The following is a 15,539-nucleotide window of genomic DNA, read 5'->3' as shown; positions in this document are numbered from 1 at the left end:
GGAATGAGGTCGGCCGGGCAGGGTCAGCGGCAGTGGCGGGCATGCTCGATGCCCTTGATGCAGGCCACCAGCGTGGCGTTGACCGGCGTGGGCACGCCGCAGCGCTGGCCCCAGCGGACCACGGCCCCGTTGATGAAGTCGATCTCGGTGATCGAGCCCTTCTCCAGGCTCTGCAGCATCGAGGTCTTGAAGTCCGCGGGCAGGCCGGCGGCGGCCTTGGTCCAGGCAGCTCTGGGGTCGGTGTACGACAGCGCCACGCCGCTGGCGCGGGCCACGTCCATGGCCTCCTGCACCGCGGCCAGGGCGGTGGCCTCGATCTCGGGGATGGCGTAGAGCGGGCCGTAGCCCAGGCCGGTGATGCCGCTCACGGCACCGGTGGCGACGTTGATGAGCAGCTTGTCCCAGATCGTCCCCATGATCGTGGTGCTGACCGTGGTGCGCAGGCCGGCGGCCTCGAAGATGTCGGCGATGCGGCGCACGCGCGGGCTGTCGCTGCCGTCGAGCTCGCCGATCAGCGTTTCCTTGCCGGCCACGCCGGCCTGCACCTGGCCGGGCGCCAGCATCACGCCGCCCACGTAGGTCTTGCCGGCGATCACGCGCTCGCGGCCCACGGCCTCGGCTAGGACGTCCTCGTGGCCCAGGCCGTTCTGCAGCGACAGCACCAGCGTCTGCGGCCCGATGAGCGGCGTCGCGGCGGCGATGGCGGCCTGCGTGTGGAAGGACTTGACCAGCACGATCACCAGGTCGACCGGGGCGAGTGCGCGGCAGTCCGTCTCGGCCTGCACGGCCACGCGGCGTTCGCCCTCGGGCCCGCGCAGCCGCAAGCCATGGGTGCGGATGGCATCGACATGGGCCGCGTTGCGGTTGATGAGCACCACGTCGTTGCCGGCCGTGGCCAGCGTGCCGCCGATGGCGCAGCCGAGTGCGCCGGCGCCGAGAACTGCGATCTTCAAAAGGAAGTCTCCTGGAACTGGCCGGCATTCTTCGGCGCGACCTCCATCCAGTAAATCGCATGGGCCAAATACACTCCATGTCGTTTTCACATGGAGGTGCTCGATGAGCGAGCTTCAACTGCTGGACGGCCGGCAGCTGCAGCTGATCGACCTGCTCTACGCCACCGGCAGCGTCACCCGCGCGGCCGACCAGCTGGGGCAGAGCCAGCCCACGGTGAGCCTGTGGCTGGCCCGCCTGCGCGAGCAGCTGGGCGATCCGCTGTTCGTGCGCACGGCCCAGGGCATGCTGCCCACGCCGCGCACCGAGGCGCTGATCGGCACCGTGCGCAGCGTGCTGGCCGGCCTGCGCACCATCGCCGAGGTGCCCGCGGCCTTCGACCCGGCCACCATGCAGCGGCGCTTTCGCATCTTCATGACCGACGCCAGCCACATCACGCTGCTGCCCCGGCTGTTCTCGCATGTGCGGGCGCTGGCGCCGGGCATCGCGCTGGAGGCCGCGGCCATCCACGCGGGCATGGCGGCCGAGCTGGAGTCGGGCGCCGCGGACCTGGCCCTGGGCTTCATCCCGGCGCTGGACGCGGGCTTCTACCAGCAGACGCTCTACGACCAGGACTGGGTCTGCCTGGTCCATCCGGACCACCCCCGGATCCATCCTGCCGCCTTCGGGCTCGAGGACTACCGCCGCGAGGCGCACGCCGGCATCGTGCAGGGCACCGGCGCTGCGCTGCTCGACGCCACCGTGCGGCGACTGCAGATCGAGCGACGCGTGGTGCTGAGCATCCCGGGCTTCCTGGGGCTGCCGGCCATCCTCTCGACCACCGACCTGATCGCCACCCTGCCGCGGCACATCGGCGAGACGCTGGCGGCGCTGGGCGGTCTGCGGGTGCTGCCCTGCCCGGTGCCCATCCCTGCCTTCCCGGTGCGGCAGCACTGGCATGCGCGCTTCCACCAGGATGCGGGCAACCGCTGGCTGCGGGGCGTGTGCGCGGAGCTGTTCCTGAAGGCGGGGTAGGGCGCGTCTGCGTCTGCGCTGCATCACGCGCGGGCCGGCATCGGCGCCGGACAATCGCGCCGCCTCGATCCGGGGCGACACCGGCAAGGAGCCGCCCATGAGTGTTTCGACAGCCTTCGCCCTGTTCATGAAGGAAGCGCCGGCCCAAGCCGCGGCCTGGTCGCAGGCCGCCCAGGCGCTGGGCGCCGCCAGCAGCCTCGACGCCAAGACGCAGGCACTGAGCTACCTCGCGGTGCTGGCCGCGACCGGCAACACGGCGGGCGTGCCCTTCCATGCGCAGGCCGCGCGCGACCTGGGTGCCACGCGGCAGGAAGTGGCCAGCGCCGTGCTGATCGGGCTGCCGGCTGCGGGCGCCACCGTCATTGCGTCGCTCCCGGCGGCCCTGGCGGCGTACGACGCGCCGTCCGCCTGATCCCTGCGGCGGAGCATGTCCTTCCCCGTCGTTCCAAATAAAAACAATTATCATTTGAATGATGTAGAACGACGAGGGTGCGAGGGACACGATGTCCACGGCTTCCATGGCGGCAGTGCCCGCCCAACCGGCGCAGGACATCGGCCTGCTCTACCGCGACCATCACCTCTGGCTGCGCAGCTGGCTGCTGCGCCGGCTGGGCTGTTCGGAACACGCGGCCGACGTGGCGCACGACACCTTCATGCGCTTGCTGGGCGCGCGCGCCGCGCTGCCGCTGCTGCGTGAACCCCGCGCCTACCTGCGCACGACGGCCCAGCGGCTGCTGGTGGACCGGGCGCGGCACGACGCCATCGAACGTGCCTGGCTGGCCGAGATGCAGGCACGCGCCGAGCATGACCAGGCCTACCCCTCGCCGGAGGAGGCGCTCGACGCCCTGCGCACCCTGCAGACGCTGGCGCGGGTGCTCGACGCCGTGGCGCCGCGGGCACGTGCGGCCTTCCTGCTGCACCACCTGGACGGCCTGACGCACGAGGCGGTGGCCGCGCAGCTGGGCGTGTCCGACCGCATGGTGCGCAAGTACCTGGCCCAGGTGCTCGTGCAGGTGGCCGTCGAAGCCGCATGAGGGCCCAGCCCGCCGACGGCAGCGCGCAGGAGCAGGCCGCCGACTGGCTGGTGGCGCTGACGGCCACCGACCCGCACGAGCGCGAGCGGGCCCGCCTTGCCTTCGAAGCCTGGAAGGCCGCCGATCCCCGGCACGCCGCGGCGGCCGCGCCCATGGAGCGCCTGCTGGGCGGCATGCAGTCCCTGCGCCACGGCCATGCGGCCGGCGCGCGGGCGGCGCTGCGTGCCGGCGAGGCGGCCGCCGGCCGCGGAACACGCCGGCGCCGCGCATTGGCCACCGGCGTCATGGGCGTGCTCCTGGCCGCGCTGGTGGCAGCGCCGCTGTGGCGCAGCGAGTGGCCCCAGAGCCTTGCGGCCGACCTGCGCACGGCGCCCGGCGAATGGCACACGCAGCGCCTGCCCGACGGCAGCCTGCTCACCCTGGCCGGCGGCAGTGCCGTCGACCTGCACTTCGACCGCGGCCGTCGCCAGGTGCGGCTGCTGCGGGGCGACGTGCTGGTCGACGTGGCCCCCGACGCCGCGCGGCCCTTCGAGGTCCGCACCCGTGACGGCGAGATCCGCGCCCTGGGCACCCGGTTCGTGGTGCGCCGCGAGGCGGACGCGACCCGGCTGGCGATGATCGAGTCGGTCACCGCCGTGCGGCCCGACCAGGCGCTGGCCCGGCCGCTGGAAGAGGCCGTTCGTGTCCATGCGGGCGAACAGGTGCGCATCCGGCCCGACGCCGTCCAGCGGCTGCCTGGCATCGAGCCGGCCGCGCTGGCGCGCGCGTGGTCGCGGCACGAATGGGCCGTGGTGGACATGCCGCTGACGCAGGTCCTGGAGGAGCTCGGCCGCCACCGGGCCGGGCGCCTGGGCTACGACGCATCGGCGCTGTCGGCGCTGCGCGTCAGTGCGGTGCTGCCGCTGGACGACACCGACCGCGCGCTCGCGTTGCTGCAGGCGAGCTTCCCGCAACTGAAGGTGCACCGCGTGACGGCGTGGTGGGTGCAGGTGGGCACGGCCGATTGAGGTCCCGGCCCCGGCCGCGCCCGGGTACCGGGGCTTTTTTCGGCGAAGGCGGTTCCGGATGTGCGGGCCGGGCCGTCAAGGGAAGTGAACACCGCTTCTTTACGCCAAGACCTCCCGCCCATCATGACCGTCGCGCATCCCGCCGCCCTTCGCCCCACCGCCGTGGCCGCCGCCCTGGCCCTGGCCTGCCTCGTGGGGCTGCCCGCCGCCGCCTGGGCGCAGCCCGCCCCGTCCACCGCGGTGGCGCCGTTCGACATCCCGGCCGGCCCGCTCGACCAGGCACTGGTGCGATTCGCGCAGCAGGCCGGGGTCGGCCTGTCGGTGGATGCGTCCCGCGTGGCGGGCCTGCGCAGCGATGGGCTGCGCGGCCGCCACGGCGTGGAGGAAGGCTTTGCCCTGCTGCTGCGCGGCACCGGCCTGCGAGCCCTGCCCGCCGCGGGCGGCTATGTGCTGGCGCCTGCCGCACCGCCGGCCGGCCAGGCCGGCCCAGCCGCGACCGGCGCGGCGCCCACGCTGGCCACCATCACGGTCAGCGCCGAGGCGGATGGCAGCGCCACCACCGAAGGCACCGGTGCGTACATCGCGCGCAGCACCAGCCTGGCCACGCGCCTGCCGCTGGCGCCGCGCGAGACCCCCCAGTCCATCAGCGTCATCACCCGCCAGCGTCTGGACGACCAGGGCCTCACCCAGCTCACCGATGTGGTCCAGCAGACGCCGGGCCTCACGCTCGCGCAGGCCGGCAATGCCGGCAGCGACAGCTCGCCCATCTATGCGCGCGGCTTCCAGGTCGACAACTACCTGGTGGACGGCGTGCAGCTGGTGGACTCCAACTACACCGACATCTTCCAGACCTTCGACACCGCCCTGGTCGACCGCGTGGAGGTGCTGCGCGGCGCCAGCGGCCTGCTCAATGGCATCGGCTCGCCGGGCGCAGCCATCAACCTGGTGCGCAAGCGGCCCACCGCCACTTTCCAGGCCAGCGTGCGCGGCGAGCTGGGGTCGTGGTCCCACCGCCGCGGCGAGCTCGACGTCTCGGGCCCGCTCAATGCGGCCGGCACGCTGCGCGGGCGCCTGGTCGCCGCCAAGCAGGACAACGCGTCGTACATCGACCGGCTGCACGAGAAGAAGGACGTGTTCTATGGCGTGCTCGAGGCCGATGTCGGGCCCGACACCCTGCTGCATGCCGGCCTGTCGTGGCAGCGCTTCGATGCGACCGGGCACGCCCGCGGCGGCCTGCCGGCCTACTTCAGCGACGGCAGCCGCGCCGTGTGGGACGTGTCGGCCTCGGCCGCGCCGCCCTGGGCAACCTCGCACCGCGAATACAGCAGCCTCTTCGGGGGGGTGGAGCACCATTTCTCGCCGGACTGGTCGCTCAAGGCCACCGTGGCGCGCAGCTTCAACGCCTACGACGAGGTGATCGGCTATGCGTCCAACGGCGATCCGGACCGGCTGACCGGCGCGGGCGTGGGCCTGTGGGCCGGGCGCTGGGCCGCCACGCCGCGGCAGGACGCGGCCGACGTGCAGGTCAACGGTCGCTTCAACCTGCTGGGGCGCCAGCACGATCTGGTGTTCGGCGCGACGGCCGTGCGTACCGCCTACTTCGCGCCGGCCTACACCAACTGGCGGCATGCCGGCTGGGATCCGGCGATCCCCAACATCTACCTGTGGAACGGCCTCTCGCCACTGGAACCCTACAACCCGCAGGTGGGCACCGACGACTCGGACGAGCGCCTCAACAGCGCCTACGGCACGGTGCGTTTCGAGCCACTGGATGGCGTGGCGGTGCTGCTCGGCGCCCGCGTGACCGACTGGCGGCGCCAGCAGCGCAGCCAGAGCTGGACCGGCGCAAGCCTCACCGCCACCGACCGGCGCGAGCGCGGCGTGGTCACGCCCTATGCCGCCGTCACGTGGGACTTCGCCCGTGACTGGACGGCCTACGCCAGCTACACCGACATCTTCAAGCCGCAGGATTACAAGACGCCCACGGACGACCAGATCGATCCGCAGACCGGCGCCAGCCGTGAGCTGGGCATCAAGGGCAGCGTGCTCGACGACCGGCTCAACCTGAGCGCGGCCGTCTATGAGAGCAAGCAGGACAACCTGGCCGTCTCCATTCCCAACACCTTTGCGCCCGACGGCTCGCAGGCCTACCGCGCCGTGTCGGGCACCCGCACGCGCGGCTTCGAGCTGGAAGCCAGCGGCGAGCTGCGCCCGGGCTGGCAGCTGTCGGCCGGCTTTTCGCGCAACATGACGCGCGACCGCGAGGGCCAGCGCCTGCTGACCCACGTGGCGCAGAACAACTTCAAGCTGGCCACCAGCTGGCGCATGGCCGGCGTGGGCAACGGCCTGACCGTTGGGGGCGCGGTGCGCTGGCAGAGCGGGATCTACACCGACGACCTCGGGCCGGCGCGCAACCAGCGCTTCGAGCAGTCCGCCTATGCGGTGGTGGACCTGATGCTGAAGTACCCCTTCACGCCGCAGCTCAGTGCCACGCTCAACGTGTTCAACGCTTTCGACAAGCGCTACTACAACACCACGGGCAACAGCTACTGGGGCGCACCGCGGCAGCTGCGGCTGGGCGTCGAAGCCCGCTTCTGATCGGCCGCGGTCCGCCGCGTGCCCGTGTCTTCCAACGGATCTCGTGCTGCCGTCGACGACGCGCAGCGTCCTCGCTTCCTTTCCATTTCCACGGAGAACCATCGATGGCCCACCGCGCCTTCTTCGCCCTTGCCCTGGCTGCCGCCGCGATCGGCAGCGCCCAGGCCCACCAGCTCTGGATCGAGCGCGCCGCGCCCGGCACGGCCCGTGTCTACGTCGGCGATGTCGATGGCGAGCGCGACCGCGGCGACGAGGTCGCCAGGCTGGGTGCCAGCACTCGACTCTTCGCGGCCGATGCCGCCGCACCGTTGCCGCTCGCGGTCCGCGAGGACCATTTGCTGGCGGCCCCCGTGCCCGCGGATGCGGACCTGCGCCTGATCAACGACCAGGTCTGGAAGCCCTGGCGCGGCAAGGACGGGGTGCTCAAGGCGGCTGTCTTCAATGCCCGTGAGGGCCGGCGCGACACGCGCGCCGTGCTCGACTACGAGTTCGTCCCCGAACAGGCCGGGGCCAGCCGTTTCCGCCTGGTCTTCAAGGGCCAGCCGGCGGGCAGCCGCGCAGTGACCGTGGTCGATCCCGCGGGCTGGAGCCGGCGCCTGCAGACCGACGCCGATGGCTGGCTCACCGTGCCGGACCGCGGTGCCGGCCGTTATGTGCTGATCGCCGCCCACACCGACCGCCATGCCCAGGACGTGGCTGGCACCCGCGTGGACGCCGTCGACTACACCGCCACGCTGAGCTATGTGGCGCGCTGAGGCCGGAATGCCAGTCCGGCCGGGGTTCGTGCAGTGAGCGCCGTCTCGCCGTTGATGCACGCGGCGCTGCTGGCCGCAGGCGCCGGGTTGCTCTCGGTGGCGGCCGCCCCGGCGTTGGCCGGGCCGCTCTGGCTGCAGCCCACGGCCCAGGGCGCGCGCCTTCGCGCCGGTCCGCCCGACCAGCCCGCCCTTGCCCTGCCACTGCTGCAGGCGCTGGCCGCGCCCGGTGCGGATGCCGCGCACGTGCCCGGGCCTGACGGCCGCATCGCACGCGGCAACGCGGCGGCTGGCGACCTGCGCCTGACGGCGGTCGAGACCGAAGGGCAGCGCGTGCTGGTCCACCATCAGGCCCGCCTGGGCCGGAATGAGACGTTGCCCGTCAATGACCTGGAACTGGTGCCGACCGAGCCCGAGGGCCGGCGCTTCCGCCTGATGTGGAAGGGCCGCCCCGTGGCGGCCACCCAGGTCGAGGTGCAGACGGATGCAGGCTGGCAACGGCTGCTGCGGCCCGATGCGGATGGAACGGTGACGCTGCCCACGCCCTTTGCCGGGCTCTACGTGCTGTCCGTGATGGCAAGCGTGGATGGCGGCAAGGCGCGCTTCGAGGGTCAGGACTATGACGAGGTGCGCCACAGCGCCACGCTGAGCTTCGAGGTGACGTCTCCGTGAAGCGGCGCTGGATCATGGCCGCCGTGGTGCTGGCCGCGGGCGCGGGCCTGACGGCATGGATGGCGCAGCCCACCGTGCAGCACCAGACCGAGACCGTGCGCCGCCACGACGTGGAGGCCAGCGTGACCGCCATCGGCACCCTGCAGCCGCGCCGCTTCGTGGACGTGGGGGTGCAGGTCTCGGGGCAGATCCGCCGCCTGCACGTGGCGGCCGGCGACACCGTGCGCCAGGGCCAGCTGCTGGTGGAGATCGACCCCAGCGTGCAGCAGGCCGTGGTCGATGCCGGCCGTGCCCAGCTGCAGGCCCTGCGCGCGCAGCTGGCCGAGGAAGAAGCGCAATGGCAACTGGCCCGCGACCAGGCCGCGCGGCAGCAGCGGCTGGATGCCGACGGCGCCACGCGCGGCGAGGACGTGCAGACCGCGCAGGCCGAGCTGGCCGTGCGCAGCGCCCGCCTGGACCAGTGGCGCGCCCAGATCGCCCAGACCCGCGCCACCCAGCGCGCCGACGAAGCCCGCCTGGGCTACACCCGCATCTACGCGCCCATGGACGGCACGGTGATCGGCGTCGAGGCGCGCGAGGGGCAGACCCTCAACGCCACCTACCAGACGCCGCGCGTGCTGCGCCTCGCCGACCTGGCCACCATGACCGTGTGGACCGAGGTCTCCGAAGCCGACATCGGCCGCGTGCGCGCCGGCATGCCGGCCAGCTTCACCACGCTGGGCGGCGAGGACCAGGCGCAGCCCCGGCGCTGGCACAGCCGCGTGCGCCAGGTGCTGCCCGCCCCGCCGCTGGCGGACAAGAGTGCCGAGGGTGCTGCGGCCGCGCCTGCCGCCACCAAGGCCGTGACCTACACCGTGCTCTTCGACGTGGACAACGCCGACGGGGCGCTGCTGCCGCAGATGACCGCCCAGGTCGGCCTGCGCGTGGCGCAGGCGCCGCAGGCCGTGGCCGTGCCGCTGTCGGCGCTGCAGCCGGTGCCCGGCCCGCCCGGGCGCACCCAGGTGCGGGTGCTGGATGCACGCATCGGCGCCCAGGTCCGCGAGGTGCAGCTGGGCGTGCGCAGCCGCCACCTGGCCGAGGTGACGCAGGGCCTGGCCGAAGGCGAGCAGCTGATCGTCGGCGAGACGCAGGTGTCCCGGTGGCCCGCGTGGCTGCAATGGTGAGCGCGGCGTCCGGGGCTGCACCGCCGCTGATCGCGCTGGCCGGCGTGCGCAAGCGCTACGGCGGCGGCAGCAGTGGCCAGCCCGAGACCGGGGTGCTGCATGGCATCGACCTGGAGATTCGCGCGGGGGAATTCGTGGCCATCGTGGGCCAGTCCGGATCGGGCAAGTCCACGCTGATGAACCTGCTGGGCGGCCTGGACCGGCCCAGCGCCGGCCACTACCGCTTCGAGGGGCGCGACGTCGCCTCGCTGAGTCCGGACGCGCTGGCCCGGCTGCGCCGCGAGGCCTTCGGCTTCGTCTTCCAGGGCTATCACCTGATCGCCAGCGAGACGGCGCGGGAGAACGTGGAGCTGCCGGCCCTGTACGCCGGCCTGCCGCCGCCAGCGCGCGCGCAGCGGGCGCAGGCCCTGCTCGCGCGCCTGGGCCTGGCGGACCGGGTCGGCCACCGGCCGCACCAGCTTTCGGGCGGGCAGCAGCAGCGCGTGGCCATCGCCCGGGCGCTGATGAACGGCGGCCGCGTGCTGCTGGCCGACGAGCCCACCGGCGCACTCGACAGCGCCAGCGGCGCCGAGGTGATGGCACTGCTGCACCAGCTCGCGGACGAGGGCCACACCATCGTGCTCATCACCCACGACCGCGGCGTGGCCGAGCAGGCGCGCCGCGTGGTGGAGATCCGGGACGGCCGCATCGTGGCCGATGGCCCGGGGCCGGGTGCGGCGTCGTCGGCGTCGACGTCGGCCGGAGCGGCCGCGGCAGGTGGCACGCAGGCCGCTGCCGCGCCGATGTCGCCCGGCTCGCCCAGGCCGGCCCGGCCCTGGCATGCCGACCTGGGCGAGGCCGCGCGCGCCGCCTGGCGCGGCATGGGCCGCAATCGCCTGCGCACCGGCCTCACCCTGCTCGGCATCGTGATCGGCGTGGCCTCGGTCATCGTCATGCTGGCCGTGGGGGAGGGGGCGCGCCAGCGCGTGGTGCAGCAGATGGGCACCCTGGGCACCACCATCATGTACCTGGGCGGCAGCGCGCCGGCCGAAGGGGGGCCGCCCGGCCGGATCACCGAAGAGGACCTCTCGGCCATCGCCGGCCTGCCGGACGTGGCCCATGTCATGCCCGTCATCGGCGACCCGATCCCGGTGCGCCGCGGCCGGCTGGAGCGACAGGTCTACGTGTTCGCGGCCGAATGGTTCATGCCCGAGGTGCACCAGTGGCCGCTGGCGCAGGGCCGCTTCTATACCGAGGCCGAGGACCGTGCGCTCACGCCGCTGGTGGTGCTGGGCCATCGGGCGAAGGCGCATTTCTTCCCCGGCGATCCGGACCCGCGGGGCCGGCAACTGCTGATCGGCGACTCGCCCTTCGAGGTCATCGGCACCCTGGCCGAGCGGGGCGCCGAGTCCGGCGCGCAAAGCTACGACGACATGGTCTTCATTCCCTACCGCGCCGGCCGGGCGCGCGTCTATCGCGTGCAGACGCAGCCCGACTACACGGTCGTCGCGGCCGCCTCGCCGCAGCAGGTGGCGGCGGCCGAAGCGGCCATCCGCCGCCTGCTGCTGGCGCGCCACGGCCGCGCCGATTTCGAGATCAGCAACGCCGCGGCGCGCCTGCAGGCCGAGGCCCAGACGCGCCGCAGCATGACGATGATGCTGGGCCTCATCGCCGCCGTGTCGCTGGTGGTGGGCGGCATCGGCGTGATGAACGTGATGCTGATGACGGTGCGCGAGCGGCTGCGCGAGATCGGCATCCGCATGGCCGTCGGCGCCCGCCAGCGCGACGTGCAGCGGCAGTTCCTGACCGAGGCGGTGCTGCTCACGCTGGCGGGTGGCGTGGCCGGCGTGCTGGCCGGCGGCATCACGGGCGCCGTGCTGGTCGCCAGCGGCGTGCCGGTGGTGTTCTCGGTCCGCGCGATGGCCGGCGCGTTCGCCTGTGCGCTGGCGGCCGGGCTGGTCTTCGGCTGGGCGCCGGCGCGTTCGGCGTCGCGCCTGGACCCGGTCGTGGCCCTGGCCGGAGACTGAGCATGCGACCCCTCATTCCGATGGCGCGCCGCCCCGGCGCGCGTGCACTGGTCCTGGCGCTGGCCGGGCTGCTGGCCGCCTGCGCCGCGCCGACGCTACCGGCCGGCCGGGCTGCGGCGCCGGTCCTGCCCGAGCGGTGGTCGGCCGCCGATCCGGCATCCGTTGGCGCCCTGCTGGCCGAGGAGGGCTGGTGGACGCGCTTCGGCAGTGCCGAACTCGACGCCCTGGTCGCGCGCGTGCAGTTCGGCTCGCCGGACCTGGCCGCCGCGGCGGCACGGCTGCGTCAGGCGCAGGCCCGGGCGCGCCAGGCCGGCGCCAGCCGCTGGCCTGCGCTGGAGGCTCAGGTGCAGGTCCGTGGCCAGGGCGGCCTCGGCGGGCAGGCGGTCGACGCCGAGCCGCGCCACGCGCTGGGCCTGAGCGCGGCCTGGGAATGGGACCTGTGGGGCCGCCTGGAGGCCGGGCGCGACGCGGCGCACGCCGCCGTGCAGGCCAGCGCGCTCGATGCGCAGGCGCTGCGCCTCCTGCTGACGGCCACGGCAGCCGATGCATGGCTCGAGGCCGTGGGCCTGGCCGAGCGCATCCGGCTCGGCGAAGCCAGCCAGGCAGCGGCCGAGCGCATCGCCGCACTGACCGAGGTGCGGCTGCGGGCCGGGCGTGCCACCGCCCTCGAAGCCAGCCGGCAGCGCGGCCTGGTGCAGGCGCAGCGCGCGCAGGTGCAGGCGCTGCACCAGCGGTGGGCGGAGCTTCGCGCCACGCTCGCGGTCCTGACGGGCCGACCCGACCCGGGCCCGACGCCGACCAGCCGGCTGTCCGAACTGACCCTGCCTGCGGTCGCCCCTGGCCTGCCCGCATCGCTGCTGGCGCGCCGCCCCGACATCGCCCGCGCGGCCGCCTTGCTGGCCGCCGCCGACGCGCAACGCCTGGCCGCGGAAGCCGCACGCTGGCCCCGCCTCACGCTGACCGCTGGCCTCGCTGCCGAGAGCGCCTCGTCGCGCACGCTGCTGCGCGATCCCGCCTATGCGCTGGCGGCGGGGCTGGTGGCGCCCCTGCTCGACGGTGGCCGCCTGGCGGCCGAACGGGACGAGGCGGAGGCGGTGCAGGACGAGCGGCTGGCCGCGTACCGGCACGCGGTGGTGCAAGCCTTCGCCGAGGTCGACGCGGCGCTGCAGTCGCAGGCTGCGTTGCGGGCCCGGCGCGAGGCGCAGGCCGGCGCACTGGCCGAGGCCCGCCGCGCCCATCGCCTGGCCGAGGCGCGCTGGCGCGCCGGGGCCGACGACGCGCTGGCCCTGCTGGACGCGCAGCGCACGCTCTTCCAGGCCGAAGACGAGGCGGCCTCGCTGCACCAGGCCCTGCTGCAGATGCAGGTGCGGCTCTACCGTGTGCTGGGCGGCGGCTGGCGCGACGCCGTCTGACAAGGTGTGACCGAACCCGCCATGCCCGCTCGTTCTGCCAAAACACGCCCACTCCGCGTTGCAAATGCTCGCCATAGCCCGAGCTATGGCTGCGCTTTGCGCCTTGATTGGCCGCGTTTTGGCAGCCCGCTCGGCCACGTCGGATTCATTCACACCTTGTGACCGCGCACCCGGTCTTCAGCGCGCCGTCTGGTAGCCGGTGCGCAGCGTCGGCGTGAGTGCGCCGAAGCGCGGCCAGGCCAGCATCACGCCCTGGCGCTGCAACAGGCGCTGGAAGTCGGCCAGCAGGCCCGGTGTGCTGCGCACGGCCCGCGGCAGGGTGCGGCGCTGCCGCGCGAAGGCCGCGAGCAGGCCGGCGGCCTCGCCGATGCTCCATTCGGTCTGGTGTTCGCGGTAGGCGCCGTTGGTCACGCGCGTGGTGCCAATGTTCTTGCAGGCCGGCAGCAGGTTGTCCACCCGCACCGGCAGCAGGGCGCCCAGCGGGATCTGGAACGGGTAGGCGTCGATGTCCACCGTGTTGCGCCCGCGTGTGCTCGGGTGCAGGTCGATGCGGTAGCCGCCCAGGCCCACGCTGTCGGCGAAGACTTCGGCGCCGTCATCGCCCGGGCGGGCCTGCACGCCGATGTGCTGCTCCAGCACGGTGAACTCGGCCACGATGCGGCGGCCTTCGCGGTAGTAGGCCTGCTTGGCCAGTCCGTCGGCCGTGCCCAGCACGTCGCCGCGCAGGCGCAGCTCCGGATAGCCTTCGCCGCCGTCGTGGCGCGGCGCCTCGGTCTGCATCCAGTAGAAGAAGGCCAGGCTCAGTTCGCGCGCGGCCTGCAGGGCCTGCTGCTGCGCCGTGCGGTCCACGCCCACCACCGGCTGCTCCCAGTAGTCCATCTGCGGCCAGTTGGCCAGCGTGATGTCGCTGGCATAGGCGCCCGGCGCGAAGTGCCCGCGCCAGGCGATGCGCCGCGCATGCCACAGGTCGTACAGCCCCTCTTCATCGGTCGGGCCCACGAACAGCGGGCGCACGCGGGGCTGGTGGGTCACGAAGTCGCTGAGGGTCCAGCTCAACTGCGGGCCGGGCCAGCAGGGCAGCTGCAGCATGCGCAGGCGGTCGTAGTCGCGCGGGCGCTCGATGGTGTGGTCCTCGCCGGGCCGAAGCTCGGCCGCCAGGCACCAGGTGATGGCCTGCTGGTCGTACGGATCGGCCTCGTCCAGCGCATGCGGCTCGCCCGTCTGCGCGCGCGCCTCGGCGCCGAACACATGCTCGACGCCGGCCAGCGGCAGCAGGTCGCCTATCTCGGTGGCGTCGATGAACATCGGGGCCTGCAGCACGCGCAGGCGGCCTTCGCGCAGGTCGAAGGCATGCAGGGCGCGCACGGTGTCGCCCGCCACCTCGGCCGCATCGATGCGGTGCTCGCGCAGCACGACGAGGCGGCCCGCCGCCTCGTGCGGTGCCAGCAGCGCGTCGATCACCCGCACGGCCACCCAGGGTTCGTGGCAGAGCGTGCTGACGTTGCCCTGGCCCGGGTTGAGCCGCGGATGCAGCCGCGCCTCGGGCGTGAGGGGCAGGTGGTCGCGGTAGTAGGCCCGGATGCCCTGGCGCAGCTGCGCATAGCTGAGCGAGGCGCTGACATGCTCGATCCACGGATGCTCGTCGAAGGGCACGCCCTGCGCGGTGAGCTGGCCTCCGAGCCAGTCGAGCTCTTCGACCAGCACCACGCGCAGCCCCTGGCGCAGCGCGGCCAGGGTGGCGGCGATGCCGCCCAGCCCGCCGCCCGCCACCACCAGGTCGGCCTGCAGCTCATGGCCGAGGCCGGCCCCTGCGTGCACTGCGCGCGTCATTCGGCCCGCAGCCCCAGGCGGCGGATGGCGTCGCCGTAGCGCACCGTCTCGGTCGCGATCAACTGGCCGAAGGCCGCGCTGGTGCCGCCGCCGGGCTCCACGCCCAGCGCCTGCAGGCGCTGCTGCACGGCCGGCTGGGCGAGGGCAGCGTTCACCTCGCGGTTCAGGCGGTCCACGATGGCCGGCGGCGTGGCGGCCGGGGCCAGGATGCCGAACCAGCCGGTCACCTCGAAGCCGGGCAGCGCCAGCTCGGCCACCGTGGGCACCTCGGGCAGCACGGCCGAGCGCTTCGCCGTCGTCACGGCCAGCGCGCGCAGCTTGCCGGTCTGGATGTGGGGCAGGGCGCTGGACGGGATGTCGAAGCCCAGGTCCACCTCGCCCGCCAGCAGCGCCGTGAGGGCCGGGCCGGAGCCCTTGTACGGAATCATCTGCATGTCGACCTTCGCGTCGCTCTTGAGGAATTCCGCGGCCAGGCTGGTGGTGGTGGCCCCGCCGCCGCCCGCGGCGTAGTTGAGCTTGCCGGGCGACTTGCGTGCGGCATCGAGCACGGCGCGGAAGTCCTTGAAGGGCGAGGCCGCCGGCACCACCACGACGACCGGCGAGGCGCCGACCTTGGCCACCGGCGCGAAGGTCTTGACGGTGTCGTAGTTGAGCCTGGGGTAGAGCGAGGTGCTGCCCGGGAAGCCGCTGGTCACGAACAGCAGCGTGTGGCCGTCCGCCGGGGCGGTGGCCACATAGCTGGTGGCGATGGTGGCGCCCGCGCCCGGGCGGTTGTCCACCACCACGGTCTGCCCGAGCGCCTTGCCCAGTGCGTCGCCCATGAGCCGGGCCAGGATGTCGCCCGAGCCGCCGGGCGCGAAGCCCACCACCAGGGTGATCGGCTTGGAGGGATAGCTCTGGGCCCAGGCCGTGGGCGTCAGGGCGGCGGTGCCGAGGGCGGTGGCGGCGGCCACCGCCAGCCAGCGGCGGCGAAGCATTCGTTGCATGGTTGTCTCCTTGGAAGGTGTGGCGCCGATGCTAGGAACCGCTGGCCCCGGCGCCCAATACCAAGGCTTTGGCGGGGCATACCTGGCTGTTATGGTTGGGCGTGTCGATGAATC

Annotated in this window: 13 protein-coding genes; 10 read left to right on the top strand and 3 right to left on the bottom strand. The window is 73.6% G+C overall.

Going from position 1 to position 15,539, the window contains the following annotated elements; genetic code table 11:
- Nucleotides 1-23: 23 nt before the first annotated feature.
- Nucleotides 24-953 (bottom strand): ketopantoate reductase family protein, encoded by a 930-nt coding sequence (locus tag L0984_RS19520; protein WP_234195548.1) that lies wholly within the window; start codon nt 951-953, stop codon nt 24-26.
- Nucleotides 954-1,056: 103 nt separating this feature from the next.
- Here L0984_RS19520 and L0984_RS19515 point away from each other — a divergent pair, with 103 nt between their 5' ends.
- The 10 genes from L0984_RS19515 (at nt 1,057) to L0984_RS19470 (ending at nt 12,609) form a co-directional block, all read left to right on the top strand.
- Entirely contained in the window at nt 1,057-1,965 is a 909-nt protein-coding gene (locus L0984_RS19515) for a LysR family transcriptional regulator (protein WP_234195546.1), read from the top strand.
- 97 nt (nt 1,966-2,062) lie between these two features.
- Nucleotides 2,063-2,377 carry a carboxymuconolactone decarboxylase family protein gene (locus tag L0984_RS19510; protein WP_234195544.1) on the top strand — a complete coding sequence of 105 codons (315 nt, stop codon included), beginning with the start codon at nt 2,063-2,065 and terminating at the stop codon, nt 2,375-2,377.
- Between the two features lie 91 nt (nt 2,378-2,468).
- Complete coding sequence (locus tag L0984_RS19505; protein ID WP_234195542.1) at nt 2,469-2,999, top strand: sigma-70 family RNA polymerase sigma factor; 531 nt, start codon at nt 2,469-2,471, stop codon at nt 2,997-2,999.
- Nucleotides 2,996-4,006 (top strand): FecR family protein, encoded by a 1,011-nt coding sequence (locus L0984_RS19500; RefSeq protein ID WP_234195540.1) that lies wholly within the window; start codon nt 2,996-2,998, stop codon nt 4,004-4,006. The genes L0984_RS19505 and L0984_RS19500 overlap by 4 nt, the downstream gene beginning before the upstream one ends.
- Nucleotides 4,007-4,129: 123 nt before the next feature.
- A complete protein-coding gene (locus tag L0984_RS19495; RefSeq protein ID WP_234195539.1) occupies nt 4,130-6,604 on the top strand; it encodes a TonB-dependent siderophore receptor in 2,475 nt (824 codons plus the stop codon).
- 104 nt (nt 6,605-6,708) lie between these two features.
- A complete protein-coding gene (locus L0984_RS19490) occupies nt 6,709-7,359 on the top strand; it encodes a DUF4198 domain-containing protein (RefSeq protein WP_234195538.1) in 651 nt (216 codons plus the stop codon).
- Between the two features lie 33 nt (nt 7,360-7,392).
- Complete coding sequence (locus tag L0984_RS19485; protein ID WP_234195537.1) at nt 7,393-8,028, top strand: DUF4198 domain-containing protein; 636 nt, start codon at nt 7,393-7,395, stop codon at nt 8,026-8,028.
- Between the two features lie 14 nt (nt 8,029-8,042).
- Complete coding sequence (locus L0984_RS19480) at nt 8,043-9,191, top strand: efflux RND transporter periplasmic adaptor subunit (protein ID WP_234195840.1); 1,149 nt, start codon at nt 8,043-8,045, stop codon at nt 9,189-9,191.
- The gene (locus tag L0984_RS19475) at nt 9,185-11,197 is read left to right on the top strand and encodes an ABC transporter permease (RefSeq protein ID WP_234195838.1); all 2,013 of its coding nucleotides are present in this window, start codon (nt 9,185-9,187) and stop codon (nt 11,195-11,197) included. Before L0984_RS19480 ends, L0984_RS19475 begins: the two co-directional genes overlap by 7 nt.
- A 2-nt stretch (nt 11,198-11,199) precedes the next feature.
- Entirely contained in the window at nt 11,200-12,609 is a 1,410-nt protein-coding gene (locus L0984_RS19470) for an efflux transporter outer membrane subunit (RefSeq protein WP_234195536.1), read from the top strand.
- Nucleotides 12,610-12,786: 177 nt separating this feature from the next.
- Here L0984_RS19470 and L0984_RS19465 read toward each other — a convergent pair whose 3' ends face one another.
- Both L0984_RS19465 and L0984_RS19460 read right to left on the bottom strand, forming a co-directional pair.
- Nucleotides 12,787-14,439: an FAD-dependent oxidoreductase gene (locus L0984_RS19465; RefSeq protein WP_234195535.1), complete on the bottom strand. Its 1,653-nt coding sequence runs from the start codon at nt 14,437-14,439 to the stop codon at nt 12,787-12,789.
- The gene (locus L0984_RS19460; RefSeq protein ID WP_234195532.1) at nt 14,436-15,425 is read right to left on the bottom strand and encodes a tripartite tricarboxylate transporter substrate binding protein; all 990 of its coding nucleotides are present in this window, start codon (nt 15,423-15,425) and stop codon (nt 14,436-14,438) included. The genes L0984_RS19465 and L0984_RS19460 overlap by 4 nt, the downstream gene beginning before the upstream one ends.
- Nucleotides 15,426-15,539 lie beyond the last annotated feature (114 nt).

Source organism: Pseudacidovorax sp. NFM-22, from assembly GCF_021401245.1.
In the GTDB taxonomy this organism is placed as follows: Bacteria; Pseudomonadota; Gammaproteobacteria; order Burkholderiales; family Burkholderiaceae_C; genus Xenophilus.
This window is presented reverse-complemented; position numbering and strand designations above follow the sequence as displayed.